Below are 24,232 nucleotides of genomic sequence, written 5' to 3'. Positions count from 1 at the left end.
CAACCGGAGTCAACCGACAACGGCCCCCAACGGGAACGCCTTTTCCGGTAACGTTTCCACCATGAGCAAAGTCGCTCGCTCGGTCGCCGCGACGACCATGGTGCTCACCGGGTTCGGGCTCATCGGTGTGGGCGCTGCAGCCAGGGCCCACGCGGACGATCCGCCCTGGCCGTTTGTGGGATACCACTGGTGTCCGGGCCAGCCGTTCGACCCGGCCTGGGGACCGCAATGGGATCCCACCACTTGCCATGACGCTCATCACCGCGACATGGACGGCACGCTGCACGACCGCGACTACTTCGGGCCGAGCCCCTTCCAAGATTGGCCCGAGATCCCGAACATGCTGCCCTAGCTTCGGCCGTGCACCGCTCGCACGGATTAGGTGTCGCCGCGCTCCCAGGCTTGTCTGCCGTCGTGGGCAACACACACCAGGAACAGCCCATCTGGCGCTTGCGCAACGTAATACTCCGGGAAATCGGTACACGAGGAGTTCTCGTCCTTGATGCCGGCCATTGGCGGCGACCGGAACCACCGGGGCTCATATCTTCTGGGCGAGCCGCAAAACATCAGCCGCCCCGGCTGTGTGGCGAACGACACGTAATAGTCGGCAGTCCCGAATACGTAGTAGGTGGTGCTGTCACACGGCGCACCGAGCACAACGTGCGGCCTAATACCTGGTGTGCAATCCGGGTAGTCGCACGTGCTCGGCTCGGCGACGGCCAACGGCGCCACCGGCAGGCCCGCCCACATTGCTGAACCCAGCACTGCGGCGACCGATGCCACAATGAATCGCACAAAATCACTTTGCCACAGCGGCGACTGAAATTGGGAAGGAAATTCTGTTTCACGGAGAGACACTGATTCACCGGCGGTAGCAATCGCTCCAGACCTCTTATTTGCCAGTGATAATGTGGCTCTCCGATAGGTGCGGACCAGGAGGTGATCCATGCCGCCGCGCGAGCTTCCAGCACAGACGCTCGATACCGAGGATCCGGAGGCAGGGGTCACCGGCGCAGCCGACGCGGCTGCCGAAGCAGACCTACCCGCGCGGGCACAGGCCCGCGCCGATTCCGCTCGTGCCCGCGCCACCCGGCTTCGCGAACTCGCCGAAGCGGCCTCAACCGATCCCGATGCCAGCGCCGCCCCCGACGAACAGGAACCCACGAGAACACCAACGCGCCGCGGGCGAGGACGTCGCCACAGCCGAAAGGCCTTGGCGGCCGCGGGCGCGCTTGTGGTCATCTGCGCCTCGTTGAGTGCCAGCGGGTTTCTACTGTGGCACCACCACAACGCCGTCGCGCAACGCGAGCGCGCCGCAGCGTATTCGGCTGCGGCCCGGAACGCGGTCCTGACAATGATGTCGATTGACTCGAGCAAGGCCAGAGACGACGTGCAGCGCTTCGTCGACAGCACTACCGGGATATTCAAGGCCGGCATATTGATGAGCGCCGAGGACTTCGTCAAGGCGGTCGAGCAGTCCAAAGTCCATATCAAAGGCGCCGTCCAAGCTGTCGCCGTCGAGTCCATGACCGGCGACTCGGCAATCGTGCTGATTGCGGCTAAGTCTGACATCGTCAAGCCCGATCAGACGAAGCCCGAAACACGGTCTTGGCGCATCGTCGTCAACGTCGAACGCGACGGCACCCAGCTCAAGATCTCCAAAGTTGAATTCGTCCCGTGAAAGTCGCCGGTGCCGCAGCAGTTAAGCGCTGGACGCGTCGTTGCCTGCGGCGTTGGCGCGCAATCCTGCTGACAACATCACTGGTGGCGGCAGTCGCTTTCGGCGCCGGCTACTTCTACTTCGTCTACCGAGTGGATCTACAGACCGATGATGCGGCGGCACAACAGGTTGTCACCGCGGCCAGCGACGGCGCTGTGGCTCTGTTGTCCTACTCCCCCGACACCCTCGACCATGATTTCGCCAACGCCAGATCCCGCCTCACCGACAACTATTTGACGTATTACCGACAGTTCGCAGATCAGGTCGTCGGCCCCGCCGCGCAGCGCGGCCGAGTCACCACCACGGCCAGCGTGGTCCGGGCGGCGGTGGCTGAGCTGCAACCGAATTCGGCTGTCGTGCTGGTATTTGTCAAACAGAAGACCGCCAGCAAGCAGAAGCCGGAACCGATTGTGACGTCGAGCAGCATTCGGGTAACGCTGACAAAGGCCAATAGTTCTTGGCTTATCGAGAGATTCGATCCCATGTGATTGCCATGTCTGGATGCTCTGCCATACCGTCGGATGCACGTACGGTGTTAGTCTTTGAATCTCACTCGAAATCGGCGAAATAGCGCATCGAGGAGCAAGTGATGCGTTCCATGGGCGTAGCGATAAGCGCAACACTGATACTCGGCGGCGTGGGTTCGGCACCTTCGGCATGGGCCTACGATCCCGCCATCAATGGCACTTATACCGCCACGGTGATCGGTGACTGGGCCAGAACCAATACCGTCTATCACGACGAGCCGGTGGTACGCAGCACCTGGACCATCACCTATTCATGCAGCACCGCCCAGGATTGCAGTGGCCAGGTCACCAGCGATCAGGGCTGGACCGCACCGCTGACCATGCATGACGGCCAATTGTGGACCGTCAAACAAGACCTGCCGAATTGGGAAACGTGTCCCGACGGAACAAGTTTCACCGGCCACGATGTCATCTACTTCTATCCCGCCAACCCCGACACCGGTGAAACCCAACTTGGTTCGCCGGTTCTGGCCGGTCGCGAGAAGACCACCGGCCCCAGCGGCGCGTGCGGCAATAACGCCCCGCTGTATGTCGAACAGCCGTTCCGCCTGGACAAGATCGGCTGACCGGCGTGCCCGGCGGCTAAGCCGCGCAACGGACTTCAGGTGGGAAGCATGTCCTTCCACGTTCTGGGCGCTTTGGGCGTGTCGGGAACAATCAGATCCGTCTGGCGGTACACCTGACCATCGGGGGCGACGTAACTACCGGTGTGCGGGTCGTATTGGGCAAAAGCCACGGATGGGCCGGGCCGTGCCGCAGCCCGGCCGAGTCCGCTCGGTGCAGCCGACGGCACGTCGATGGGTGCGGGAGGCGGGGTGGACGGCACGTCGATGGGCGCAATCGGCGAAACCTCCCCCATCGGTGATGGCGGGCCCAGCGGTCCCGGCGGCATCACCGTTTCCTCCGGCGGGCCCACGCCCGGAGGCAGCGGCGTGCCCTCCACGGGACCGAAGATTCTCTCGCGGTTCCAGTTGGCCCGGTCGTCGGGCGGGATCCCCTGCGCGATCAGGTTGGGATCCAACGGCTAGGTACCGAAGATGTGCTGGCGCATCGCCAGTGGCTCGAATGGTTGGTCGCTCTCGCAGATTTCGACGGTCGGCGCCCGCTTTCCGGGCTGACCCATACACGGGTAGTTGCGGGCGCCGCGCACTCCGATGGGGGAGTCCTGCGGCAATTTGCAGTACAGCCCGTCCGGGGTGTCAACGATGGTGGTGTCGGCCGGGTTACGCCACTGACTCGGCGGCAGGAAGCCGACCGTGCACGCGGGCGGATCGCTGATGATGAGGTTGAACGCACCAGTGGCCAAGCCGACCGGGCTCTTGGTGCCCAGGAAAGACTGAATCGCGGCGGTGAACGGCGGCAGCAGCACCAGGATCTGTTCGACCGAGGCATGGTAGGTCACCGCGATCTGACCGACAGTGGTCAGATTGGCAAGTAGCACCGGCAGCGTCGGCTTAATCTGATCCAGCAATTTTGATGCCTCGTTGAAGGCACCCGGGCCGCGCTCCAACAGGGTGCGTATCTGCGGGTCGTTGGTGGCCAGCTGGCCGCTGACCCCGGCAAGGCTGCGTGCCCACAACCGAATTGAATCGGTGGTTTGCGCCTGCGCGTCCAGAAATGGCCCGCTGTCTTCGGTGAGGGTCCGGGTACGATCGGCGATGCCATTGAGGTCACCCGACAGCTGTGCTGAAGAGTCGAACAGCGATCCGAAATCGTAACCGGCCCCGTTGAATGCGTTGAACGACTCGTCGAGCAACGTGCTGAGCTTACCCTTGGGAATGCTGTTGATCAGGGCGCTGGTCTGATCGAGCACCGGGCCAATCGGCTGGCCAATCACGGCGCGGTCCCTGGCGATCACCGAGCCATCATGCAAGTAGGGCGGGGAGTCGGTTCGGGGACGCAGATCCACGTAGTACTCGCCCACCGCCGAGATGCTGCGCACCTCGGCTTTCAGATCCGCCGGGATCTTCGGCGAAGCATCCAGAGCCAGAGTGGCTTTCGCGCCGCTGGAGGTCAGGCCAAGCGCGGTGACCTTGCCGATCTGCACGCCACGGTAGGTCACGTTGCTGAAGCGATAGAGGCCACCGGTGGCCGGCAGTTCCAGCGTCACAGTCATTTTGCCGATACCGAGCAGCGTCGGGGCCTGGATGTACCAGACCGCCATCACCACCACACCTACCATTCCCGCAATCGCGAAGATCGCCAACTGGATGCGCACGAACCGGGTCAACATCTAGGGACCCCCGTCCGTCGGCGCGGCCTCGGCCGGAGTCGCGCCCGGAATCGGAACCGCCGAATCGGGCGGGGGGCCGGGCGCGGGGTCCCCGGGCGGTGGCGCGTCCGCCGGTGGCGGGCCAGGCGGTATCGGAGCTCCGAACTTGAACTGCAGGTATTCCGGATCCCCCGGAGCCGGTACGCCCTCGGCGCCCAACCGGCCCCAGTGCGTACCCAGCAGGATGCTCTTGCGCAGCCCCGCATTCGTCAAGTCGATGATGAAGTAGCCGTTGACGTAGTCGCCCCGGATATAGCGATCGATGAAGCCCTGGGTGAACGGGAACGTCGGCGCGTAGGCGATGGCGGCGTCGAGGTCCGGTCCGATGTCGGCAAGAGCACTTATCGTCGGCCCCAGGTTCTGCAGGTTCTGCACCAAGTCGGATCCGGCGTCGTTGACCAGTCTGGTGGCGGTGTCGCTGAACGTCCCGAGCTTGTCGAGCGCCGCCGTGATCCGCGGCCGCTCCCGGATGAGAACATCCAGCGCCGGCGGAATCTTCTGCAGCGCCTGGGTGATCACCTCGCGCTGGCCGGCCAGCGTACCGGCGAGCCGATTCAGTGCCTGGATCGACGCCACCAGGTTGTCGCGCTGCTCGTCGAATGTGCCGACGAATCTGTCCAGACGCACCAGCAGATCACGAATATCACTGGTACGCCCGGATAGCGCCGCGGTGAAATTGTGAATGATGTCCCCGATTTGCCCCAGCCCACCGGCGTTGAGGATCACCGACAGCGAGGACAACGTCTGCTCGGTCGACGGATAGGTCGACGACCGACTCAGCGGGATGGTGGAGCCCGGTAGCAGCCGTTGGTCAGACACCTGGCCTAACGGCGAATTCAAGGCCAGGTGCATGGATCCCAGTAGGCTGGTCTGGCCGACGCTAGCCACCGCATTGTCCGGGATCACCGCTCCGCGCCGTACCGAGATCTCCACGTCGGCGTGCCAACCCCGCACCGTCATCTTGCTGATGCTGCCGACGATGACGTCGTTGAGCATCACCGGCGAATTTGCTTCCAGGGTGCCCACGTTGGCGATCTCAACGTGGTAGACGCTGGCTCCCGGCCCACGCCCCACCGCACCCGGCAACGGCAACGGCAACGGCAACGGCAACGGCAACGGCAACGGCAACGGCAACGGCAACGGCAACGGCAACGGCAACGGCAACGGCAACGGCAACGAGTTGAGCCCGTTGAACGCGCATCCGGTCACCGCCAGCATGACGCAGCATCCGATGACGAACAGCCGCCGTAGCGCCGGCGTCGCGGTTGACGCCGTCATGGCTGCGGCCCTTCCGCCGGAAGCAGCATGTCCGATAAGTTCGCCGGGGGCGGCGACGGTTCGGCCGGCACGCTCGGCGGCGGCGGCTCCGGCATCGCGGCCCCCGGTATCCGCGCCGGCGGCGGCGGGGGCGGTGGCGCCTCCGGAGTGTCGCCCGGCAGCCCGGTGTAGGCCGACACCGCGGGCGGCAACTCGGGCGCTATGGGCTTCGGCCCCTCGCCGCCGGGGGCCAGCCGCTACTCGGTGTACACGACGTTTTGCAGGTCGAAGGCCGGGGCCAGGATCGGGTTGATCGGAATCGGGAAATAGTTGAAGTTGAAGTACATCAACGGGTTGAACACCTTCAACGCCGGGCTCAGATACAGGCCGCACAGCTTGCCCGACTCGACCGACGTGACGTTCTCCATGGCGCCGAGTTGTGAGCAGATGGAGAACACCGGGTTGGTGAGGTTCTGGATCCCGACCCCGCCTCGCACATTCCCGACATCCGGGTCGTAGTCGTTGTAGGCGTTGGCAAGCGCGTTCGGCGTGACGTGCAGACGTTTTTCAGCGCCATCTTGTTATCGACCAGAATCTGCGTGAGGTCGGCCAACCGCGTGATCTGCTCGGCGGTCGCATCACGACTGCCCGCGATGAATCGCTGCACCTCGCCGACCGCGCTGGACAGGTCGGTCAACGCCGCGTCCAAGTCGGACTTGTTGTCGTCGAGCACGCTGGTGAGCGAGGCCAGCCGATCGTTGAATTGGACAATCTGAACGTTGCTGTCCCGCAGGGCCCCAATAAACGTCTGCAGGTTCTTGATGATGTCGACGATGTTTCCGCTGCCGTTGGCCAGGATGCGCCCCACCCCGGACAGTTCGGCCAGCGTCTGGCGTAGCTTGTCGCCGTTGCCGTTGCCCAGCGCGTCGGCGGCGCTGTCGATGAACCGCGATATCGATGGGCTGGAAACCTTGCTGTTGGGCCCCAACTCGGTGGCCAGGCGCATCAGTTGGTCTTTCACCTCGTCCCATTCGACGGGTACCGCCGTGCGCTCGAGCGGTATCAGGGCGCCGTCAGCCATGACGGGGCCGCTCGACCGGTAGGCCGGGGTGAGCTGGACATAGCGGGCAGCCACCAGGTTCTGGGCGACGATCACCGCTTTCGCGTCCGCCGGAATCTGCACGTTGTGGTCGACGTGCAGAATCATCTTCGCTTTGGTCCCGTCGGGGCGGATAGCGGCGACGGTGCCGACCTTCATGCCCGAGACGCGCACATCATCGCCGGGATAGATCGCGGTGGCGGTGGGGAAATAGGCGGTGATCGTGGTGGGACGAAAGAAGTTGTTGCGCAGCGCAACTCCGGTACCAACGACGACTAGCCCGACCAGGGCCACCGCAAGCACAGCTTTGACCTTGCTGCGCGCAGCGCCTTCGAGCCGCATCATCGCGACCCACCCGGGTTTTGGTTGAAGGGGAAGGGGAACAAGGCACGCGGCCCGGCATTGTCCGGCGGCTGACCGGGGGCACCGTGGGCACGGAAGCCGAACGCATAGTCGATGAACCACTGGAAGAATTGAATTGTGAACAAGTTTGGGATGAACGGGTTGTAGTAGAAGCCGCTGGAGACGGTCTCCCCTTGGGTCAGCTCGTACTTTGCCAGTCCCGGCAACGCCTTGGCGAGGTTGTCCCGGTTCTTCTCCAGCATCGCGGTCACGGCGTTCAGCCGCTCCAGTGTCGGTGCGAGCTTGCTTTCGTTGTCGTGGACCAACCCCGACAGCTGTTTGGCCACCGCAGATGTGCTGGCCAGCAGCCGCACAATCGCTTGCCGCCGGGCCACCAGCATGGACAGCAGGTCATCGGCGTTGAGGATCAGCGTGTTGAGCTGCTGACTGCGTTGCGACAGGATGCCGGTGACGTCAGCGGCTCCTTTGAGCAGCTCGCCCAGCGTCTGGTTGCGGCCGTTGAGGGCTTGCGACAGTCTGGTCAGCCCGTCGAACGAGGGGCCCAGCTGCGGCGCAATCTGATTCAGCGTCTCCGACAAGGTGTCAAGGGACTGGTTGAGCGCATCGGTGTTGGTGCCGGCGATGTCGGTCGCCGCGTCGCTGACGGCTTCCGACAGCGAATAGGGCGATGATGTGCGCGATACCGGGATCACAGCCATCGGACGCAGCGTGTGGCCGCCCGCGGATTCAACGGTGAGCACCCGCCGGCCTAGCAGCGAGCCCGTCCTGATGTGCGCGGTGCTGTCTGCCCCGAGCTCAACACCGCCGTTGACGATGAATGTCACCAGAACATCGCCACGCTGCAACGACATTCCCGACACGGTGCCAACCTTGATACCCGATACCGTCACATCGTTGCCGACGGCGAGGCCGCCGGCATCAGAAAACAGCGCCTGGTAGCGCACGGCGGTGGCTCGTTGTAGCAGCTGTTCGGGGTTCAGCCCGACGGCGATGACCAGCACTATCAGCACCGCGCCGATGAATCCGGCCCGGATGAGACCTGCTCCGCGATACTTAAGCAGCCGGTTCCGCGCACCTCCCGGTGACCTGGTGGGTGATGCCCACTTCCACCGTCCGGTACTGCAGATCGGAGACCCGCAGCGCTAGTCCGCACAAGTAGTACGGGAACCAGGCGCCGTAGGAACCGAGCCTCGTCAGCTTTCGGTAGTTGTCCGGCAACTTCTGCAGCGAAATATCAATGAGGTTCTTGTCTTTATCCAGCAAGGGGGCCAACCGATTCAGTTGATCCACGGTGCCGGCCAACGGCGCGCGGGCGCGGCCAAGCAAATCGGCGATCGATGTGGTGCCGTTGTCCAGCGCGGTGATCGCGGCACCGATGGTGTCGCGGTCCTGCGACAGCGCGCTGATCAACCGCTCCAGGCGGTCGATAGCGCCGGAGAACTTGGTGCCTTCCCTGTTGACGGTGTCTACCACGACGTTGAGATTGTCGATCAGCGCCTGCACCGTTTCGTTGTTGTCCGCCAGCGCGTTGGTGAACGAAGACGTCTTGGACAGCAGTGATTCCAGTGTTGAGCCCTCGCCCTGGAAAATCTGAATCAGTGACGCGCTGAGCGCATTGACGTCTTGCGGATTGAGTCCCTGGGTAACGGGTTTCAGTCCGCCCAAGAGCAGATCGAGATCGAGGGCACCGGCGGTGCGCTCAATCGGGATCTGTGATCCGGCGGGCAGCGTTTTCGTGGAGCCAGGGCCATCGACCAGTTCGAGATAGCGGTCACCGACCAGGTTCAGATAGCGCACCACGGCGCGGGTGCCGGTGGTGAGCACGATGTTGCGGTCAGCATCGAATTTCACCAGGACCTTCTTGTCTGTCCGCAGCGAGACGCTGTTGACCGTGCCCACCCGGACTCCGGCGATCCGCACGGTTTCGCCGGGCTTGAGCCGTGAAACGTCGTTGAACAGGGCCGAATAACCGTTTGTCGAGCCGGTTCGGTACTGCCCGAAGATGAAGAACAGAAAGACCGTCAGCACGATCATCACCGCGGCGAACGCCCCGAACTTGATGATCATCGCGCGTGAGCCGGTCATCCGGGTTGCCCGATCTGCATGGTGTTGCGTGGTGGACCATCGATCGGGCCGTACAACAGTTGCTTGAGCGCGTCGGAGTTCAGGAGCAGTTGCGGGTTGCCGTACTGCATCGGGTTGGCGCCGACATCGGCCACCACGAACGGTGGCGCCTTGTCGAAGGGCACCAAGGGCAGGTCATAACACTGAGGCCCACCGGTGGCGGCCACCTTGGGCAGGTTCGACGGGTACCGGTAGCGTTCGGCGCCGAAGCCCAGGTAGACCAAGACCTTGATCATGGGCTCGGGTAGTGGCGGGGCATGAAGATTCACCAGGGAACCGGAAATGCCGCACCACAACGCTTGGCGGTATTCGTAGAGCAGATCGCTGGTCGGCACCAATAGATCGAGGACATCGGTCAGCGCCTGCCGGTTGCCGCCCACCACGTCGTTGCCCACGTCAGCCAAACCGATCGAGCTGATCAGGAACGCGTCCAAGTTCTGCTGCTCGTCGACGATCGACTTGCTGATCCTGATCGCGTTCTCGGCCGTGTTGACAAGATCCTGTGCCGCGTCCGCGTAGGCGTTGCTCACCACGGGCAGGACTGCGAGGTCGTGGCTCAGTGCGGGAAGACTCGGATCTTGCTTGGCCGGATCGATCGCCGACAACAGCGATGTGAGTTGTTGGAATACCGTGTTGACTTCCACGGTGACGTGCTTGCCTTCGAGCACCTGGTGAGGTTGCAGGCTCTCCGATGAAGGCTGCTCGGGCGGAACCAGTTCGACGAACTTGGCGCCGAAGACGCTTGTCGAAGCGATATCGACGAGCACATTGCTCGGAATGAGCCTGATCTGCGATGGGTCCATCGCCAGGTGCAAGACCGCGTCACCGTTGGACCGCACATCGATGGCGGCAACCTTGCCCACTTCCACACCGCGCATCTTCACCTTGGCGTCCGGGTTCATCACCAGCCCGGCACGGGGCGAGACCACGGTCACCGGCACGCTCTGGGTGAAGTCACCGCGGAACAAGCCCACCGCGACGGCCACGATCAAAGCGATCACCAATACCGTCGCCAACCCGGCCAAGGGGCGTGCGTAGGAGCTGACGCCAAAGTGCCGACCGGGCGACGCCGCGACAGGGGTTGCAGCGCTGGCGGTTTCCGAACGGTGCATCGGGTTGGGACCGAGGTTGCGCGACATTGTCTTTTGTTCGCCTCCCCTAACCCGACAAGTGGAAGTTGCCGTTGAAGCCGTACACCGACAGCGACACCAGCAGCGTCACCGATACCACCACGATCAGCGAGGTACGCACCGCGTTGCCGGTCGCGACCCCGACACCCGCGGGACCACCCGAAGCGAAGTAACCGAAATAGGTATGGATCAGCAAGATCGTGATCGCCATCAACACGGCCTGCAAAAAGGACCACAACAGATCGATCGGGTTGAGAAAGGTTGTGAAGTAGTGCTGATACAGTCCCCCCGACTGGCCGAACAGGATCACCGTGGTGAACTGGCTGGCCAGAAACGACAGGATGACGGCGATGGAATACAGCGGGGTGATCGCCATCATCCCCGCGACGATCCTGGTGCTGACCAGATACGAAACCGGCCGGATCGCCATCGATTCCAGTGCGTCGATCTCTTCGTTGATCCGCATCGCACCCAGCTGCGCGGTGACACCGGCGCCGAAGGTCGCGGCCAAACCGATCCCGGCGACTATGGGCGCGGCAATCCGGACATTGATGAATGCGGCCAGGAAGCCGGTGAGCGCCTCGATGCCGATATTGCCCAACGAGCTATAGCCCTGAACGGCCAGGGTTCCACCGGCGGCCAGGGTCAGGAAGCCGACGATCACCAGTGTCCCGCCGATCATCGCCAGAGTCCCCGCACCCATGCTGATTTCGGCGACCAGGCGAATGATCTCCCGCCGGTAGTGGGTGGCCGCAAAAGGAGCGCCAGCAATCGCCTTGCCGTAGAACAGTGTGTGGTCACCGATGCGGCTCAGCGTGCCGACCGGCTTTTCGAGTTGTCGCGTCATACGCGGATAGACCGCTCTAAGCGCCACAGGGTGTCTTTGCGCCTCCTTTGGGATCCTTGGCCTTCGCAGCTACTTCGCCAACATTCGGATGCCGATCGCGGTGACGACCACATTGACGACGAAGAGCGACATGAATGCATAGACCACCGTTTCGTTAACCGCATTTCCGACGGCCTTGGCTCCGCCGCCGGATATGGTCAGGCCGCGGTAGCAGGCGACCAGTCCGGCGATCAGACCGAAAAGCGCCGCCTTGACGCAGGAGATGATGACTTCGGGCACACCGGTCAGCAGCGTGATGCCGGCGGCGAATGCGCCGGGGTTCACATCCTGGACGAATACCGAGAAGACGTAGCCGCCCACGATGCCGATGATCACCACCAGACTGTTCAGCAGCAGCGCGACCAGCCCGGAGGCCAGCATCCGCGGCGTCACCAGGCGCTGCACCGGATTGATGCCCAAAACCTCCATCGCATCGATCTCTTCGCGGATCGTTCGTGAACCCAGATCGGCGCACATCGCCGTGGCACCGGCACCCGCCACGATCAGCACCGTCACCAGCGGGCCGACCTGAGTGACCGCTCCGAACGCGGCACCGGCGCCGGACAGATCCGCTGCACCCAACTCCCGCAACAAAATGTTGAGGGTGAAGCTGACCAAGACGGTGAATGGGATGGCCACCAACAGCGTCGGCAGCATGGCCACGCGCGCGACAAACCATGACTGCTCCAGGAACTCACGCCACTGGAACGGACGGCGGAAGGCGAATTTGATGGCGTCGGCCGACATCGCGAACAGCCCGCCGACGGCTTGCATTGGTTTGGAGCCGCGCCCGAACGTGATGCCCGGGGTCCAACGGTCGGCCGCCCTATTCGCCATGGGTCCACGGCCCTTCGCCGAGCGGACAGCCAAATACGCTGCGTACCAAGTTGATATGGGCGACCCGTAGCTGCGATCGCCCCGGAGGGCATGCCGTTTCGCCGTGTACAGCGGCTACCACCCTCACGCCAGTCCTCCGTTCTGTTGCGTGAGTTGGCGCTTGCAAGCGATGCGGACCCGACCCAGTCCCATGTCTTGCCGCGTTCGGCGATTATTGCTCATCGCGCGCCCACGTGGAACCGAAAACGCACAACCGTTATCCGACAAGACGGGTAGACCGGCGGCGTTGGCGGCGTTGGGCATGTGGGCTCCGGATTCTAGGTGACGGCACCGGCCGTCTTGAGTTCGATGATGCGGTCCCAGTCGAATCCGAGTTCCAGCAAGATGTCGTCGGTCTGCTCGGCGAACCCGGGCGCCGGTCCGGTCTGCGGCGCGGTCACGTCGAATTGCACTGGGTTGGCGACGAGTTCGAGTTCGCCTGCGCGAACCACATACTCGTTGGCCCGGACTTGCGCGACGTCGGCCGCTTGCAGGGTGTCCTGCACCGGCGCCCAAGGTCCCGCGAGCGTCGCAAAGCGTTCGCTCCACTCGGCAAGCGTGCGGGCTGAGATGGCTTTGGTCAAGATCTCCACCGCATCCGCCGTGTGGGCGGCGATCTTCTCGACGGTGGCAAAGCGCGGATCCTCGGCTAGGTCCGGTCGGTCGATATGGCGACACACATCGACCCAGAACTTGGTCGGCTGCATCATCACCAACGAAATGTGGCGACCGTCCGATGTCGCGTACACCCCGACCAGAGGGTTGATCGGCGATCCGTGGATCCCTGGTGGTGGCGCTTCCAGTCGCTGCCCCAGATGGCGGGTCAGCGCCACCGTGTGTCCCAACGACCACAGCCCACTGCCCAGCAGCGATACGTCGACAACCGACGGTTCACCGGTCCGTTCCCGTTTGAGCAGGGCTGCCGCGATACCACCGGCCAGGTTGGTGCCGGAGATGGTGTCGCCGTACGCCGGCCCCGGCGGATTGATCTCCCCTGGTAGCCCATCGGTGTGATGGTGGCGGCCGTTCCGGCCCGGCACCAGAAGGCCGTCATGTCGTAGCCGCCCTTGGTCGCTTCCTCCCCGCGCGGCCCCAGCGCGCTGCCGCGGGCATAGATGATGGACGGATTCACGGCCCGAATGTCTTCGAGATCGATGCCGAACTTGCGCCGCGCGCCCGGCAGAAAACTCGTCAGGAAAACATCTGACCGACGCGCTAACTCGTGCAGCACCTCCTTGCCCTCGGATATCGACATGTCCAGCCCGAGACTGCGCTTCCCGCGGTTGGCATGCTCGATATTGGGGTTGGGATCGCCTTCCACCCGCAACATGCCGGTCTGCCGAAGCCCCCGCTGCGGGTCACCGGTCACCGCGTGTTCGACCTTGATCACGTCGGCGCCCCACTCGGCGAGTACCGCGCCCGCCGACGGGACGAAGCCGTACATGGCGACTTCCAGAACCCGGATGCCTTCCAACGGCTTCATGCCCGGGCCTCCCCGGCCGGTACGGCCGGCATCACGGGCACCGCGAAAGTCTTGCGCTCCAGAAACTCTTCGAGGCCGGCGACGCCCATCTCCCGGCCGACACCCGACTGCTTGAAGCCGCCGAAGGGACTGTCTGCGCCGAAGTAGTTGCCACCGTTGATCGAGAACGATCCGGTGCGGATGCGGCGGGCGAGGGCCAGGGCGCGCTCCTGGTCGCGACTGAAAACGGCGCCGGCCAGTCCGTAGATCGAGTTATTGGCGATGCGCACCGCGTCGTCGTCATCGTCGAACGCAATCACCACGAGCACCGGCCCGAACACCTCGTCTTGAGCGATCTCGCTGTCCGGGTCGACATTGGTGAGCAGCGTGGGCGCATAGAAGAAGCCCGGATCCAGGCGTTTGCCGCCGGTGACCAGCGTCGCGCCCGCGGCGACGGCCCGACCCACCATCGCGTCGACCTTGTCGCGCTGGCGTTCGTTGATCAGCGGGCCCATATAGGTTTTCGGATCAGCCGGGTCACCGTGGCGCACTCTGGCAAAGTTCTGCGCGATCAACTCCACGATCTCGTCGTGGAGGGCCCTGGGCACCAGCAGCCGCGATGTCAGCGCGCAGCCCTGACCCGCGTGGGTGACCATGCTGAAGGCCGCGAACATCGCGGCGCCGGCAAAGTCGGCGTCGTCGAGCATGATCACCGCCGACTTGCCACCTAGCTCCAGGAAGACCCGCTTGACCGTCTGACTTGCCGCGGCCATGATTCGCCGGCCGGTCGCGGTGGACCCGGTGAAGGTCACGACATCGACGTCGGGGCTGGTGGTGAGCACCTCCCCCACCGCGGGATCTGACGAGCTGAGCACGTTGACCACACCGGCCGGAATATCGGTGTGGTTGGCGATCAGTTCACCCAGCGCCAACGTGACCAGTGGGGTGTCCGGCGCGCCTTTGAGCACCACCGTGCAGCCCGCGGCCAGGGCGGGAGCCAGCTTGGCCAACGCGAGCTGGTTCGGATAGTTGTAGGCGATGATGGCCGCCACCACGCCCGCTGCTTCCTTCTGCACCCAGCGGTGGTGGCGCATCCCCCTCGATTCCTTCTCGCCAAGGTCTTCGGAGAACTCGTAGCGCGACAACAAGTCGGCGTAAAAGCGCACGATGCCGATCGGTTCGTCGAGCTGGGCGTCCTGGGTCAGCGCGCTGGTCGCCCCCACTTCGGCGATAGTGAGCTCCCGTAGTTCCTCGGCATGGTCGACCAGGGCCCGGTGCAGCTGGTCCAGGCACCGGATGCGCAACTCGACGTCGGTCGACCACTCGGTCGTGTCAAAGGCGCGCCGGGCCGCCGCAACCGCCGCCTCGGCTTCGGGGACGCCGGCATCCGGGGCATACCCCAGCACCGCACCGGTGGCGGGATTGACAGACGGGAACGTCCGATCGGTGCTGATGAGCCGCCCGCCAATCAACAGTCGGCGCTGCGCCCGCGAGGCGGCCGGGGCCTCGGCAACCCCTGATCGCGCATCCGCGATGGTCTGCCCCGTGTCCTGCGATGACATTCTGCGGCCCCCTGGTGTGGTGACAGTCACGAAAATTTGATTCTCATCTCAGGCGAATCTTACATTCGCCCCCCGAGAGTTCAAAAAAAGTCGCCCGACCGGCTTGCACCGTTTATCGGCTAAGCGATCGCTCAGCGTCCACCGCCGAGTGGCCATTGCCGCTGGCCACACCCCGTTTCGCGGCTAGCTTGCGAGCCGCTTTCGTCCGAGAGTATGGTTCTCATAATTGCAAGGGCGATTCTTTATGATTGAGATTGCGACGGCCCCACCAGCGCCTCGGATATTGGCGGAATGAAAACCGCGGTCGTTACCGGTGGCGCATCCGGGATTGGGCTGGCCATCGCACGGCGGCTGCGCGCCGACGGTATCGATGTCGCCACCCTCGACCTCAAAACCCCCGACGGTGGGCTTGCCTTCTCCGCCGATGTCACCAACCGCTCGCAGGTCGATGCCGCGTTGGCGGCGATTCGCCAGCGGCTGGGCCCGGTCACAATTCTGGTCAACGCCGCGGGTTTGGACGGGTTCAAGCGGTTCAGCAACATCACCTTCGAGGACTGGCAGCGAGTGATCGACGTCAACCTCAATGGGGTTTTCCACACGATCCAGGCGGTGCTGCCCGACATGGTGGCGGCGGGATGGGGCCGAATCGTCAACATCTCATCGTCGAGCACGCATTCGGGCACTCCGTATATGACCCACTATGTGGCGGCGAAGTCCGCCGTCAACGGACTCACCAAGGCATTGGCGCTCGAGTACGGGCCCAGCGGTATCACCGTCAATGCGGTGCCGCCGGGGTTCATCGACACCCCCATGCTGCGCAACGCCGCCGCGCAGGGGCACCTCGGTGACATCGAACAGAACATCGCCCGCACCCCGGTGCGCCGGATCGGCAAGCCGGAAGACATCACGGCGGCATGCGCCTTTCTGGTGTCCGAGGAAGCCGGCTACATCACGGGTCAGATCCTCGGTGTCAACGGCGGCCGGAACACCTGAGCGTGGAGGTGGGAAGCGTGGAAGGTCAGGCACCGCGCCGTCCGGTGCCCCAGGCGCTACGACAACAAGAGCAACAAGAGGTGCAGTCCCATGATGGGAGGAGGCACGGTGAAGGTCTGGGTTGATCCACAACGATGCCAGGGGCACACCCTGTGCGCGATGATCGCTCCGGATTCGTTCCAGCTCAGCGATATCGACGGCAGTTCGTCGGCAATCAGCGAGACGGTTCCTGCCGATCAGTGGGACCTGGTCCGGGAGGCCGCTCATTCCTGCCCTGAGCAGGCCATCGTCATCACCGACGAAACATAAAGGGAGACAGCACGTTGAGTGTCGACGATGTAGTGAGCGACAGCGATCACCAGAAGAACCGGTACCAATTCGACCGGCACTCTCCCGAGTACCGATCGCAGTTCAAGGCAATTACCGAGGAGATGCACACCACCTGCCCCATGGCGTGGAGCGATACCTATGGCGGCCACTGGGTAGCCGCTGGCAGCCATGAGGTATTCGAGCTGGCCCGCTGCCCGGCGGTGTCCAACGATCACGACGTCAACAACCAACGTCGCGGCTACAAGGGAATCTCGATCCCAGCGGCGAGCCGCATCAACGGCGTGCGGGGCGGCATCTTGGAGATGGACGACCCCGAGCATCGCATTTATCGCAGCGTGCTGAACCCATATCTATCGCCGGCCGCGGTCAAACGCTGGGAGCCGTTCATCGACGAAGTGACGCGCGCCTGCCTGGACGAGAGGATCGAACAGGGCAGCATCGACTTCGTCGACGATCTGGCCAACATCGTTCCGGCCGTGCTGACCCTGGCCATCTTGGGCATCCCGCTCGAGAAGTGGAACCTCTACAGTGAGCCAGTCCATGCGGCGGTGTACACGCCGGAACATTCCCCTGACATTCAGCGGGTGACCGAGATGCACCGACAGATGGGGCTCGACATGGTGACCAACATGATCGAGATTCGCGATAACCCCCGGCCCGGTCTGGTGAATGCCCTGGTCCAGATGCGTATTGACGGCCAACCCGCACCCGATTTGGAGATCCTCGGCAATCTCGGCCTGGTCATCGGCGGCGGATTCGACACCACCACCACGCTGACCGCCCATGCGCTGGAATGGCTTTCCGAGCATCACGACGAGCGCGAGCGACTGTGGCGCAACCGCGATACCCTGATCGATTCCGCCACCGAGGAGTTCCTCCGCTACTTCACCCCCGCCCCCGGCGATGGCAGAACCTTTTCCGATGACGTCGAATTTGACGGCATCCATTTCAAAGAGGTTGAACGGCTGTGGATTTCGTGGGCGATGGCCAACCGCGACCCGCAGGTCTTCCCAGACCCGGACGAGCTCGTCTTGGACCGTAGGGGAAACCGGCACTTCAGTTTCGGCATCGGCGTACACCGCTGCATCGGATCCAACGTGGCGCGCACGGTGTTCAAGTCGATGCTGAGCGCCGTCGCCGACCGGATGCCCGACTACCGGTGTGACCCCGACGGGGCGGTCCACTACGAGACCATCGGCGTCATCCAGGGCATGCGCAAGCTGCCCGCAACGTTCACCCCGGGCCGCAAGGTCGGCGCGGGCCTGGACGAGACTCTCGCGAAGCTGCAACGCATCTGCGACGAACAGGAACTCGCGCGGCCCGTCACCGAGCGCAAACAAGCCGCGGTCATCGACTGACGCCCCTCCGGCGAGCAGACACAAAATCGCATCAGGTAGCGGGCGATGATGCGATTTCGCGTCTGCTCGCCAGGAAAAGGGGGCCGCGCGGCACGGGGGATCAGCCGCGGGGTAGCCCCAGTACCCGCTGGGCGATGATGTTGCGCTGAATCTCCGAGGTGCCCCCGGCAATGATGCCGGAAAAGCTGCGGGCGTATCGCTCGAACCAGCTGGCGAAGTAGTGATCCAAATTCATCGGCGCATACGGCCCGGTCAGTGCGGGGTGAATCAGCCCGTCGGATCCGGCGGCAGCCAAAGCATGTTCACTGGCCCGCAGTTCGGCTTCCGAACCGAGCAGCTTGAGCACCGAGATTGCGGACGTGTCGTCCTCACCTCGGGAAGCGCGCGCCAGCGCCACCGAACCCAAGAGCCGCAGGGCCTGCTTGTCCATCACCATGGTGGCGTATCGGTCATGGTCGAGTTCGGTGACCGGATGCAAGTCTGCGATCAGATTGTCCAACCGGTCGGCGAATCCCAGCCACATCATGGTGCGCTCGTGCCCCAGCGATCCATTGGCCACCCGCCATCCCCCGTTGAGCGCCCCAACCAGATTCGCGGCGGGCACCCTCACGTCGCTGAAAAACACCTCGTTGAAGTCCAGGTCATCGGCGGAGCAGATGGACGGGAAGGGCCGGCGCACCACACCGGCGGTATCGGTGGGTATCAGTAATGCACTGATCCCCTTGTGCTTTGGCGCGTCGGGGTCGGTGCGCACGAAGGTCAGTAGGACGTCCGCGTCATGGGCCCCCGAGGTCCATACCTTCTGGCCGTTGACCACGAAGTGATCGCCGTCGAGCACGGCGCGAGTGCGCAGCGACGCCAGGTCGGAGCCGGCGCTGGGCTCGCTCATGCCTAGCGACGCGGTGATCTGCGCCCGCAGTATCGGCACCGCCCACCGCAGCTTCTGCTCGTCGGTTCCAAACGACAGTATCGACGCGGCAACGATATTCACGCCCTGCGGGTTGAGGCTGTGATAGATCCGCCGGCGGCACAGTTCCTCGAGATGTACGAACTGCTGAACCACCGTCGCGTTGCGCCCGCCGAACTCTGGGGGCTGGCCCGGCAGCAGCCAGCCGTTGTCGAACAGCAGTCGCTGCCAGCGACGTGCCCACTGGGGCAGATGCGAAACCGACCTGGGGCGCTCTACCGTTTCACTCGCCGGCGGAAGGTGTTCGTCGAGGAAGGTGGCAAACTCGGTCCGGAACGCCTCGACGTCGGGATCAAAAGTCAGCTGCACGGTATTCCTCAGCGATCTGGGCTCGATGCTGCGCCGCACCACCGAGCATGAGTTCGCCCGCTTTGGCCCGTTTGAGCGCAAACTGTAGGTCGTTCTCCCAGGTGAATCCCATTGCGCCAAAAAGCTGTAGCCCATGGCGGAACGCCAGTGACTGGCACTCGCCCGCCGATGCCTTGGCCATCGCCGCGGCCAGGCGCCGGCGCGGATCATCGGCGGAGATGGTCAGCGCGGCAAAATACGCCAGGGCCCGGGCCCGCTGCACCGCGACATGCATGTCCGCCGCCTTGTGCTGGACGGCCTGGAAGGAGCCGATCGGCACACCGAATTGGTGACGGCTGCGCACATGTTCGAGCACCAGATCGAGAATGCGCTGGCAGGCGCCGACCATCGTGATGGCCATGCCAGTCAGGGCGATGTGGCGAGCCCGCTCGGCGTCGACGCCCACTCGGGCGTTCTCCGGCACCCTGACCTCGCGAAAGGACAGGTCCGCGACGTGTAGCACCGGGTCAAAGACGGATTCACGTCGAGCCGAAACCTGGCTGGCCGCCACGATGAACACCCCAGCGTCGGTCACCACCGCCAACCGGTCTGCGCGGTCCCCTTCCAGGACATGGCGTGCCGTCCCGTCCAACAGCCACCCCTGCGCGTCCCGGCGCACCGTTATCCCGTTGTACACGGCGGTGCCCGATTGATGAGGGTCGAAGCAACCGGCGGCCAGCGGCGCGAACTGACTCATCGTCGCCAAGAAGGGAGTGGGATCGGTCGCGTGGCCCAACTCCTCGAGCACAATCGCCAACTCCACCGCGCTAGCCGGATCGTTCAACTCGGTCCAGCCGAGGTCTACGTACACCTTCCACAGCGGATCGGAGTCGGCACCATTCTCGGCGACGCTGCGGACCAGCGACGGCGGGCATTGCTTGGTGACCACGTCGCGCACCGTCGCCTGCCAGAGCCGCTGATCAGCATCGAACTCCAACAGCATGCGGACCGCCTCCCCTCGTGCGCTCTCTGGCGAGAATAGCATTCTCAGTATCGGACGCGATAATCTCACTACAGGGCTGTGGGGTGCAGGAAGGGACGGTAATGCTGGACGCCGCAACGACACTGTGGGAGATCGAGGCGATCAAGCAGCTCAAGGCCCGATACTGCCGCTACCTGGACACCAAACGATGGGACGACTGGCGGACGCTGTTCACCGACGATTTCCTCAGCGACACCTCACGCTGCGGCGGGAAGGTAATCCACGGCGCCGACGAGTTCGTGGCCTACGTTCGCGCCACCTTGGGAAGGCCCTCGCGCCCCACCGTGCATCAGGTGCACGCGCCGGAAATCACGCTGAGCTCGCCGACGACGGCGACCGGTGTCTGGGCGCTGCAGGATGTGGTGCGGTTGGGCCCCGGGGTCAACCTCGACGGGCGTGGTCACTACCACGAAACCTACGAGAAGCTCGATGGCGCGTGGCTCATCAAGAGTTCCACCTTGACCAGGTTGCGCGAGGACGTCTTCAATCCCCCTTTTTCCGTGCCGATCTCACCTCGGCTCCGCGACGCGGCGGCGGCGCTGCTGCACCGACTGGGCCGGTAACCGATGACGTCGGAGACCGTGCTCGTTACCGGCGCCTTCGGACAGATCGGCAAGCGCTGCACCGAGATCCTTTTGCGCCGTGGGCACACCGTGGTCGCAATGGACCTCCGTGGCGGCTCATCGGCTCCAAGTACGGCGATGAAGCGCTGGCCACCACCGCACACTTGGTCGATTAACTCCCAAGCCCCGGAAAGGCCGGCCGGTCCCAGCGATCCAGATTGACAACGTCGGAAAGCGGCCGCCGACGCAGTGGCCCGTGTTTGCCCTGGGGCCAACCGATGACGATATGACCGGCCAACAGCCAATCCTCGGGTACGCCGACGGCCTCGCGCAGCAACCGTTCCCCGCCGTAGGAAGTCCAGCTGGTCATACAGGCGCCCAAGCCCTGAGCCCGGACGGCCAGCAGGAAGTTCTGCATGGCGGGAAAGATCGATCCGCCGAGCAGAAGTTCGGACGCCGTCGGGTAATGCTGCTGGGCGAACAAGACTGACGTGAATTCGCCTGCCCGATCGTGCAACTCGTAGGTGGCCCGGTAGGTGCGAGCACGCCGGCTGTCATCGTCGGCCGCCGGCCTGCGCATTCCGTTGACCGGCTCGATCACCGCCAGCGCGCGCGCCGCCGCCGCGGCCACCACCGCCCGTTGTTCGGGCGATCGCAGCACCACGAAGCGCCAGCCTTGAGCATTGGCCCCGGACGGCGCCCACGTGGCCGCCTCCAGACACCGGGCAAGGGTGGCGTCGTCGACCGGCCGGTCGGTGAAGCGGCGGACCGTCCGGGCGGTCGACATCACCTCCCAGATGTCACCGGTCGCGCCGCCGCTGGGGCTGGCTGCCTCGGGCACCTCAACGTCATATCAGTATTGCCACCAAACCGATAGCGTTCGAGTTTGATTTCGAGGGGCGGGCGCTTTCCGAACCGGATCAACTCCGCGGAGCGTGGACGAATTCGGCTCTGCGCCAAGGAACGAATTTGCTTTACGCCAGCAAAGTCCCCAAGCGACACACCCGTTGACATTTCGGGGCAGGTCGGCATCCGAAAGATACAGTTTCCACCTGTGCAGAAGGATGCGTGATGACATGGGCTGACGCGGTCGACAAGATGTCGCGGCGTGAGTTTTTGGCCAAGTTGGCCGCCGCCACCAGTACCGGAGCACTCATGTCATTGGCCGGGCCGGTGATCGAAAAAGCCTACGGCGCGGGGCCGTGCTCCGGACATTTGACCGACATCGAGCACATCGTGCTGTTAATGCAGGAAAATCGGTCGTTCGATCACTACTTCGGCACGCTGTCGGACGTCGAGGGCTTCGACACCCCGACGCCATTGTTTGCGCAAAAGGGCTGGAACCCACGGACGCAGGCGCCGGACCCGGCTAGCACCACCCCGCCGTTCCGCCTCGACACCACCAGACCCCCGTTGCTCAATGGCGCGTGTGTCAATGACCCCGACCATGGTTGGGCCACCTTGCACGATTCGTGGAACGGCGGAGCCAACGACAACTGGCTACCGGCGCAGGCACGGACCCGTTCGGCGGCCAACATCCCCGCGACGCTGGGCTATCACACCCGCGATGATCTCCCGATTCATTTTCTGCTGGCCGACACATTCACGGTCTGCGACCACTACTTTTGCTCGGTGATCGGGCCCACGTTTCCCAACCGGCTGTAATGGGTGAGCGCCTGGCTCGATCCCGACGGCGCCAACGGCGGGCCCCTGGTTGAGACCATCCCGACCCCGCCGATCGGCAAGTTCAGCTGGCCCATCATGCCGCAGCATCTCAGCGATGCGGGAGTCAGCTGGAAAATGTACTACGACAAGCGATTAGGGCCCGCGGTGAACAGCTACGTGGGTTACGGCGAGATTGTGCGATGGTTCACCCAAGCCCAAGACCCAAGGTCGGATCTGGTTCGCTTCGGGGCCACGCCCCGCTACCCCCGGGACTTCGCCACCGACGTCAAAGCCAATCGCCTGCCCCAGGTTTCCTGGTTGATTCCGAACTTTTTGGAGTCCGAACACCCCGCGATGCCGAACGCGGGCGGGGCCATCGCGTTCATGGACGTGCTGCGGATTCTGCTGTCGAATCCGGCGGTGTGGGAAAAGACAGCGCTGATCGTCAGCTACGACGAAAACGGCGGGTTCTTCGACCACGTGGTGCCGCCCACCCCACCGGACGGGACGCCGGGCGAATATCTGACCGTCCCTGACATCGACAAGGTCCGCGGGTCCGGCGGTATACGCGGCCCGATCGGTTTGGGCTATCGCGTTCCCGGCCTGGTTATCTCCCCATTCAGCCGCGGCGGGCTGGTGGCCCACGACGTGTTCGACCACACGTCACAGTTGCGATTGATCGAGACACGCTTCGGCGTGCCGCCGAACCCGTCGCGCCCCAACCTGAACCAGTCCAAACGCGTCCTGCCTCAACTGGCGCAATGCGGGCTCGGGGTCGAAGCGGTGGCGGGAATATTTGAGCTGAATCCGCCCTACCGGGTTCCCTACCCGCAAGCGATGCCCGCCCAGGAGACCACGCCCGCCAGGGGGATTCCCAGCGGCCTGTGCTGAGCCGCCGGCCACCGTTGAGCCATCGTTGGCCGCACCGGCCGCAACTATTGACCGGGACCGGGCGCCACGCCGGACAGGGTTGCGCCGTAACCGATTTCAGAACATCAGGCGGGTGCACTCGGCGCATGTACCCTGGAAAGAAGTTGTTACAAACACGTAAACTGGGAGGAGATCGTGAAGCCGGACCGGAGGCAGAGGATAGCTGCGATACGGCGCCGTTGGATCGCGGTTGCGATCGCCGGCGCGGTTGCTGTGGCCGCGCTGATCGTGACGATGGTTCAGCCATTTGGCCCACCTCCACACCGGGCCCTCGCGCATAGCGACAAGAGTTCGCCCGTTGCCATGCCACCCATCCCGCCCATCCCTCCGATTGCCCCCCGGTACGGCGCGATCGCCGTTGCCGACAACGGCGCGGTGGGCAAAACGTGGGGCCACCGCAAGCGCGCACAGGCCGAGATTCACGCACTGACCACCTGCGGACACCCCAGCTGCAACGTGCTCAGCGTCTTCACTCGGTGCGGCGCCATAGCCCATGACGGCCAGAATTTCCACGGCGGACTCGGCCGGTCCCACCAGGCGGCCGGACACGATGCCAAGGCCAGGCTTGGCGGCGGCTGGGTCTTAACCTCGGCGTGCAACTGAGGCCATGGCCGCCGCGGCCGCGATCACGCGAAAGGCCGGCGACAGAAGTCGGTAGCGCACCGCAGCAACGCCCGCCACGGAGATTGTGCTCCACAACCAGCTAATGAGAATGTTATTCTCTCCAGTACAGAACATGACTTGTGTCGGCGTCCATAATTACATCTTCTAGCAGGACAAACGATTAACCGAAATGCTTACCGCAAAGACGTTGATCG

20 protein-coding genes and 5 pseudogenes are annotated in these 24,232 nt (G+C 64.1%); 11 read left to right on the top strand and 14 right to left on the bottom strand.

What is annotated here, in order from left to right:
• The first annotated feature begins 61 nt into the window (after window positions 1–61).
• The gene (locus tag MMSP_RS06715; protein ID WP_020726573.1) at window positions 62–352 is read left to right on the top strand and encodes a hypothetical protein; all 291 of its coding nucleotides are present in this window, start codon (window positions 62–64) and stop codon (window positions 350–352) included.
• Window positions 353–378: 26 nt separating this feature from the next.
• Here the strand turns inward: MMSP_RS06715 and MMSP_RS06710 are convergent, their stop codons facing one another.
• Window positions 379–795: a hypothetical protein gene (locus tag MMSP_RS06710; protein ID WP_012396240.1), complete on the bottom strand. Its 417-nt coding sequence runs from the start codon at window positions 793–795 to the stop codon at window positions 379–381.
• A gap of 151 nt (window positions 796–946) precedes the next feature.
• Between MMSP_RS06710 and MMSP_RS06705 the strand changes: the two genes are divergently transcribed.
• From MMSP_RS06705 to MMSP_RS06695, 3 genes are all read left to right on the top strand, one after another.
• The gene (locus MMSP_RS06705; protein WP_020785999.1) at window positions 947–1,681 is read left to right on the top strand and encodes a hypothetical protein; all 735 of its coding nucleotides are present in this window, start codon (window positions 947–949) and stop codon (window positions 1,679–1,681) included.
• Window positions 1,678–2,208 carry a hypothetical protein gene (locus MMSP_RS06700; RefSeq protein ID WP_020785998.1) on the top strand — a complete coding sequence of 177 codons (531 nt, stop codon included), beginning with the start codon at window positions 1,678–1,680 and terminating at the stop codon, window positions 2,206–2,208. Before MMSP_RS06705 ends, MMSP_RS06700 begins: the two co-directional genes overlap by 4 nt.
• Window positions 2,209–2,309: 101 nt before the next feature.
• Window positions 2,310–2,813: a hypothetical protein gene (locus MMSP_RS06695; RefSeq protein WP_020785997.1), complete on the top strand. Its 504-nt coding sequence runs from the start codon at window positions 2,310–2,312 to the stop codon at window positions 2,811–2,813.
• 35 nt (window positions 2,814–2,848) lie between these two features.
• Here MMSP_RS06695 and MMSP_RS06690 read toward each other — a convergent pair.
• The 10 genes and pseudogenes from MMSP_RS06690 to MMSP_RS06640 all read right to left on the bottom strand — a co-directional run bounded on the left by MMSP_RS06690 (window position 2,849) and on the right by MMSP_RS06640 (window position 15,278).
• Window positions 2,849–4,480: pseudogene (locus MMSP_RS06690) on the bottom strand (MCE family protein).
• Window positions 4,481–5,797: an MCE family protein gene (locus MMSP_RS06685; RefSeq protein WP_020785994.1), complete on the bottom strand. Its 1,317-nt coding sequence runs from the start codon at window positions 5,795–5,797 to the stop codon at window positions 4,481–4,483.
• Window positions 5,794–7,220, bottom strand: a pseudogene (locus MMSP_RS06680) (MCE family protein). Before MMSP_RS06680 ends, MMSP_RS06685 begins: the two are co-directional and overlap by 4 nt.
• On the bottom strand, window positions 7,217–8,299 hold the full coding sequence (locus MMSP_RS06675; protein ID WP_036426268.1) for an MCE family protein: 1,083 nt from the start codon (window positions 8,297–8,299) through the stop codon (window positions 7,217–7,219). Before MMSP_RS06675 ends, MMSP_RS06680 begins: the two are co-directional and overlap by 4 nt.
• Entirely contained in the window at window positions 8,292–9,323 is a 1,032-nt protein-coding gene (locus tag MMSP_RS06670) for an MCE family protein (protein ID WP_020785990.1), read from the bottom strand. The genes MMSP_RS06675 and MMSP_RS06670 overlap by 8 nt, the downstream gene beginning before the upstream one ends.
• Entirely contained in the window at window positions 9,320–10,501 is a 1,182-nt protein-coding gene (locus MMSP_RS06665) for an MCE family protein (protein ID WP_020785989.1), read from the bottom strand. Before MMSP_RS06665 ends, MMSP_RS06670 begins: the two co-directional genes overlap by 4 nt.
• A gap of 19 nt (window positions 10,502–10,520) precedes the next feature.
• The gene (locus MMSP_RS06660; RefSeq protein ID WP_036426266.1) at window positions 10,521–11,366 is read right to left on the bottom strand and encodes an ABC transporter permease; all 846 of its coding nucleotides are present in this window, start codon (window positions 11,364–11,366) and stop codon (window positions 10,521–10,523) included.
• Window positions 11,367–11,408: 42 nt separating this feature from the next.
• Window positions 11,409–12,215, bottom strand: a complete 807-nt coding sequence (locus tag MMSP_RS06655; RefSeq protein ID WP_020785987.1) for an ABC transporter permease — start codon at window positions 12,213–12,215, stop codon at window positions 11,409–11,411.
• Between the two features lie 317 nt (window positions 12,216–12,532).
• Window positions 12,533–13,737 (bottom strand): annotated as a pseudogene (locus MMSP_RS25260) (CaiB/BaiF CoA transferase family protein).
• Window positions 13,734–15,278, bottom strand: a complete 1,545-nt coding sequence (locus MMSP_RS06640; RefSeq protein WP_051153618.1) for an aldehyde dehydrogenase family protein — start codon at window positions 15,276–15,278, stop codon at window positions 13,734–13,736. Before MMSP_RS06640 ends, MMSP_RS25260 begins: the two are co-directional and overlap by 4 nt.
• A gap of 291 nt (window positions 15,279–15,569) precedes the next feature.
• On the opposite strand from MMSP_RS06640, the gene MMSP_RS06635 reads away from it, so the two are divergent.
• The 3 genes from MMSP_RS06635 to MMSP_RS06625 all read left to right on the top strand — a co-directional run bounded on the left by MMSP_RS06635 (window position 15,570) and on the right by MMSP_RS06625 (window position 17,959).
• Window positions 15,570–16,271: an SDR family NAD(P)-dependent oxidoreductase gene (locus tag MMSP_RS06635; RefSeq protein ID WP_020785983.1), complete on the top strand. Its 702-nt coding sequence runs from the start codon at window positions 15,570–15,572 to the stop codon at window positions 16,269–16,271.
• A gap of 108 nt (window positions 16,272–16,379) precedes the next feature.
• The gene (locus tag MMSP_RS06630) at window positions 16,380–16,580 is read left to right on the top strand and encodes a ferredoxin (RefSeq protein ID WP_011738671.1); all 201 of its coding nucleotides are present in this window, start codon (window positions 16,380–16,382) and stop codon (window positions 16,578–16,580) included.
• Between the two features lie 14 nt (window positions 16,581–16,594).
• On the top strand, window positions 16,595–17,959 hold the full coding sequence (locus MMSP_RS06625) for a cytochrome P450 (RefSeq protein ID WP_020785982.1): 1,365 nt from the start codon (window positions 16,595–16,597) through the stop codon (window positions 17,957–17,959).
• 100 nt (window positions 17,960–18,059) lie between these two features.
• Here MMSP_RS06625 and MMSP_RS06620 read toward each other — a convergent pair whose 3' ends face one another.
• Together MMSP_RS06620 and MMSP_RS06615 are read right to left on the bottom strand one after the other, a co-directional pair.
• The gene (locus tag MMSP_RS06620; protein WP_020785981.1) at window positions 18,060–19,235 is read right to left on the bottom strand and encodes an acyl-CoA dehydrogenase family protein; all 1,176 of its coding nucleotides are present in this window, start codon (window positions 19,233–19,235) and stop codon (window positions 18,060–18,062) included.
• Complete coding sequence (locus MMSP_RS06615) at window positions 19,219–20,217, bottom strand: acyl-CoA dehydrogenase family protein (RefSeq protein WP_020785980.1); 999 nt, start codon at window positions 20,215–20,217, stop codon at window positions 19,219–19,221. Before MMSP_RS06615 ends, MMSP_RS06620 begins: the two co-directional genes overlap by 17 nt.
• Before the next feature lie 101 nt (window positions 20,218–20,318).
• Here MMSP_RS06615 and MMSP_RS06610 point away from each other — a divergent pair, with 101 nt between their 5' ends.
• A complete protein-coding gene (locus MMSP_RS06610) occupies window positions 20,319–20,819 on the top strand; it encodes a nuclear transport factor 2 family protein (RefSeq protein WP_015357157.1) in 501 nt (166 codons plus the stop codon).
• A gap of 3 nt (window positions 20,820–20,822) precedes the next feature.
• Window positions 20,823–20,945: pseudogene (locus MMSP_RS28080) on the top strand (NAD-dependent epimerase/dehydratase family protein); the annotation flags it as partial.
• Between the two features lie 46 nt (window positions 20,946–20,991).
• Here the strand turns inward: MMSP_RS28080 and MMSP_RS06605 are convergent.
• Window positions 20,992–21,606: a nitroreductase family protein gene (locus MMSP_RS06605; protein ID WP_051153771.1), complete on the bottom strand. Its 615-nt coding sequence runs from the start codon at window positions 21,604–21,606 to the stop codon at window positions 20,992–20,994.
• A gap of 311 nt (window positions 21,607–21,917) precedes the next feature.
• Here MMSP_RS06605 and MMSP_RS06600 point away from each other — a divergent pair.
• Together MMSP_RS06600 and MMSP_RS28075 are read left to right on the top strand one after the other, a co-directional pair.
• A pseudogene (locus tag MMSP_RS06600) lies at window positions 21,918–23,375 on the top strand (phospholipase C).
• 342 nt (window positions 23,376–23,717) lie between these two features.
• Window positions 23,718–24,017, top strand: a complete 300-nt coding sequence (locus MMSP_RS28075; RefSeq protein ID WP_232022659.1) for a DUF4189 domain-containing protein — start codon at window positions 23,718–23,720, stop codon at window positions 24,015–24,017.
• The last annotated feature ends 215 nt before the right edge of the window (window positions 24,018–24,232 follow it).

The organism is Mycobacterium sp. 012931 (assembly GCF_000419295.1).
GTDB lineage: Bacteria > Actinomycetota > Actinomycetes > Mycobacteriales > Mycobacteriaceae > Mycobacterium > Mycobacterium marinum.
Note: the sequence above shows the minus strand (reverse complement) of the source record. Positions and strands in the feature narration are given on the sequence as shown.

Coding starts and splice junctions, on each gene's coding strand:
- MMSP_RS06715 (WP_020726573.1), top strand. CDS start 62: ATGAGCAAAGTCGCTCGCTCGGTCGCCGCGACGACCATGGTGCTCACC.
- MMSP_RS06705 (WP_020785999.1), top strand. CDS start 947: ATGCCGCCGCGCGAGCTTCCAGCACAGACGCTCGATACCGAGGATCCG.
- MMSP_RS06695 (WP_020785997.1), top strand. CDS start 2,310: ATGCGTTCCATGGGCGTAGCGATAAGCGCAACACTGATACTCGGCGGC.
- MMSP_RS06685 (WP_020785994.1), bottom strand. CDS start 5,797: ATGACGGCGTCAACCGCGACGCCGGCGCTACGGCGGCTGTTCGTCATC.
- MMSP_RS06670 (WP_020785990.1), bottom strand. CDS start 9,323: ATGACCGGCTCACGCGCGATGATCATCAAGTTCGGGGCGTTCGCCGCG.
- MMSP_RS06665 (WP_020785989.1), bottom strand. CDS start 10,501: ATGTCGCGCAACCTCGGTCCCAACCCGATGCACCGTTCGGAAACCGCC.
- MMSP_RS06655 (WP_020785987.1), bottom strand. CDS start 12,215: ATGGCGAATAGGGCGGCCGACCGTTGGACCCCGGGCATCACGTTCGGG.
- MMSP_RS06640 (WP_051153618.1), bottom strand. CDS start 15,278: ATGTCATCGCAGGACACGGGGCAGACCATCGCGGATGCGCGATCAGGG.
- MMSP_RS06635 (WP_020785983.1), top strand. CDS start 15,570: ATGAAAACCGCGGTCGTTACCGGTGGCGCATCCGGGATTGGGCTGGCC.
- MMSP_RS06615 (WP_020785980.1), bottom strand. CDS start 20,217: ATGCTGTTGGAGTTCGATGCTGATCAGCGGCTCTGGCAGGCGACGGTG.
- MMSP_RS06610 (WP_015357157.1), top strand. CDS start 20,319: ATGCTGGACGCCGCAACGACACTGTGGGAGATCGAGGCGATCAAGCAG.
- MMSP_RS06605 (WP_051153771.1), bottom strand. CDS start 21,606: ATGTCGACCGCCCGGACGGTCCGCCGCTTCACCGACCGGCCGGTCGAC.
- MMSP_RS28075 (WP_232022659.1), top strand. CDS start 23,718: ATGCCACCCATCCCGCCCATCCCTCCGATTGCCCCCCGGTACGGCGCG.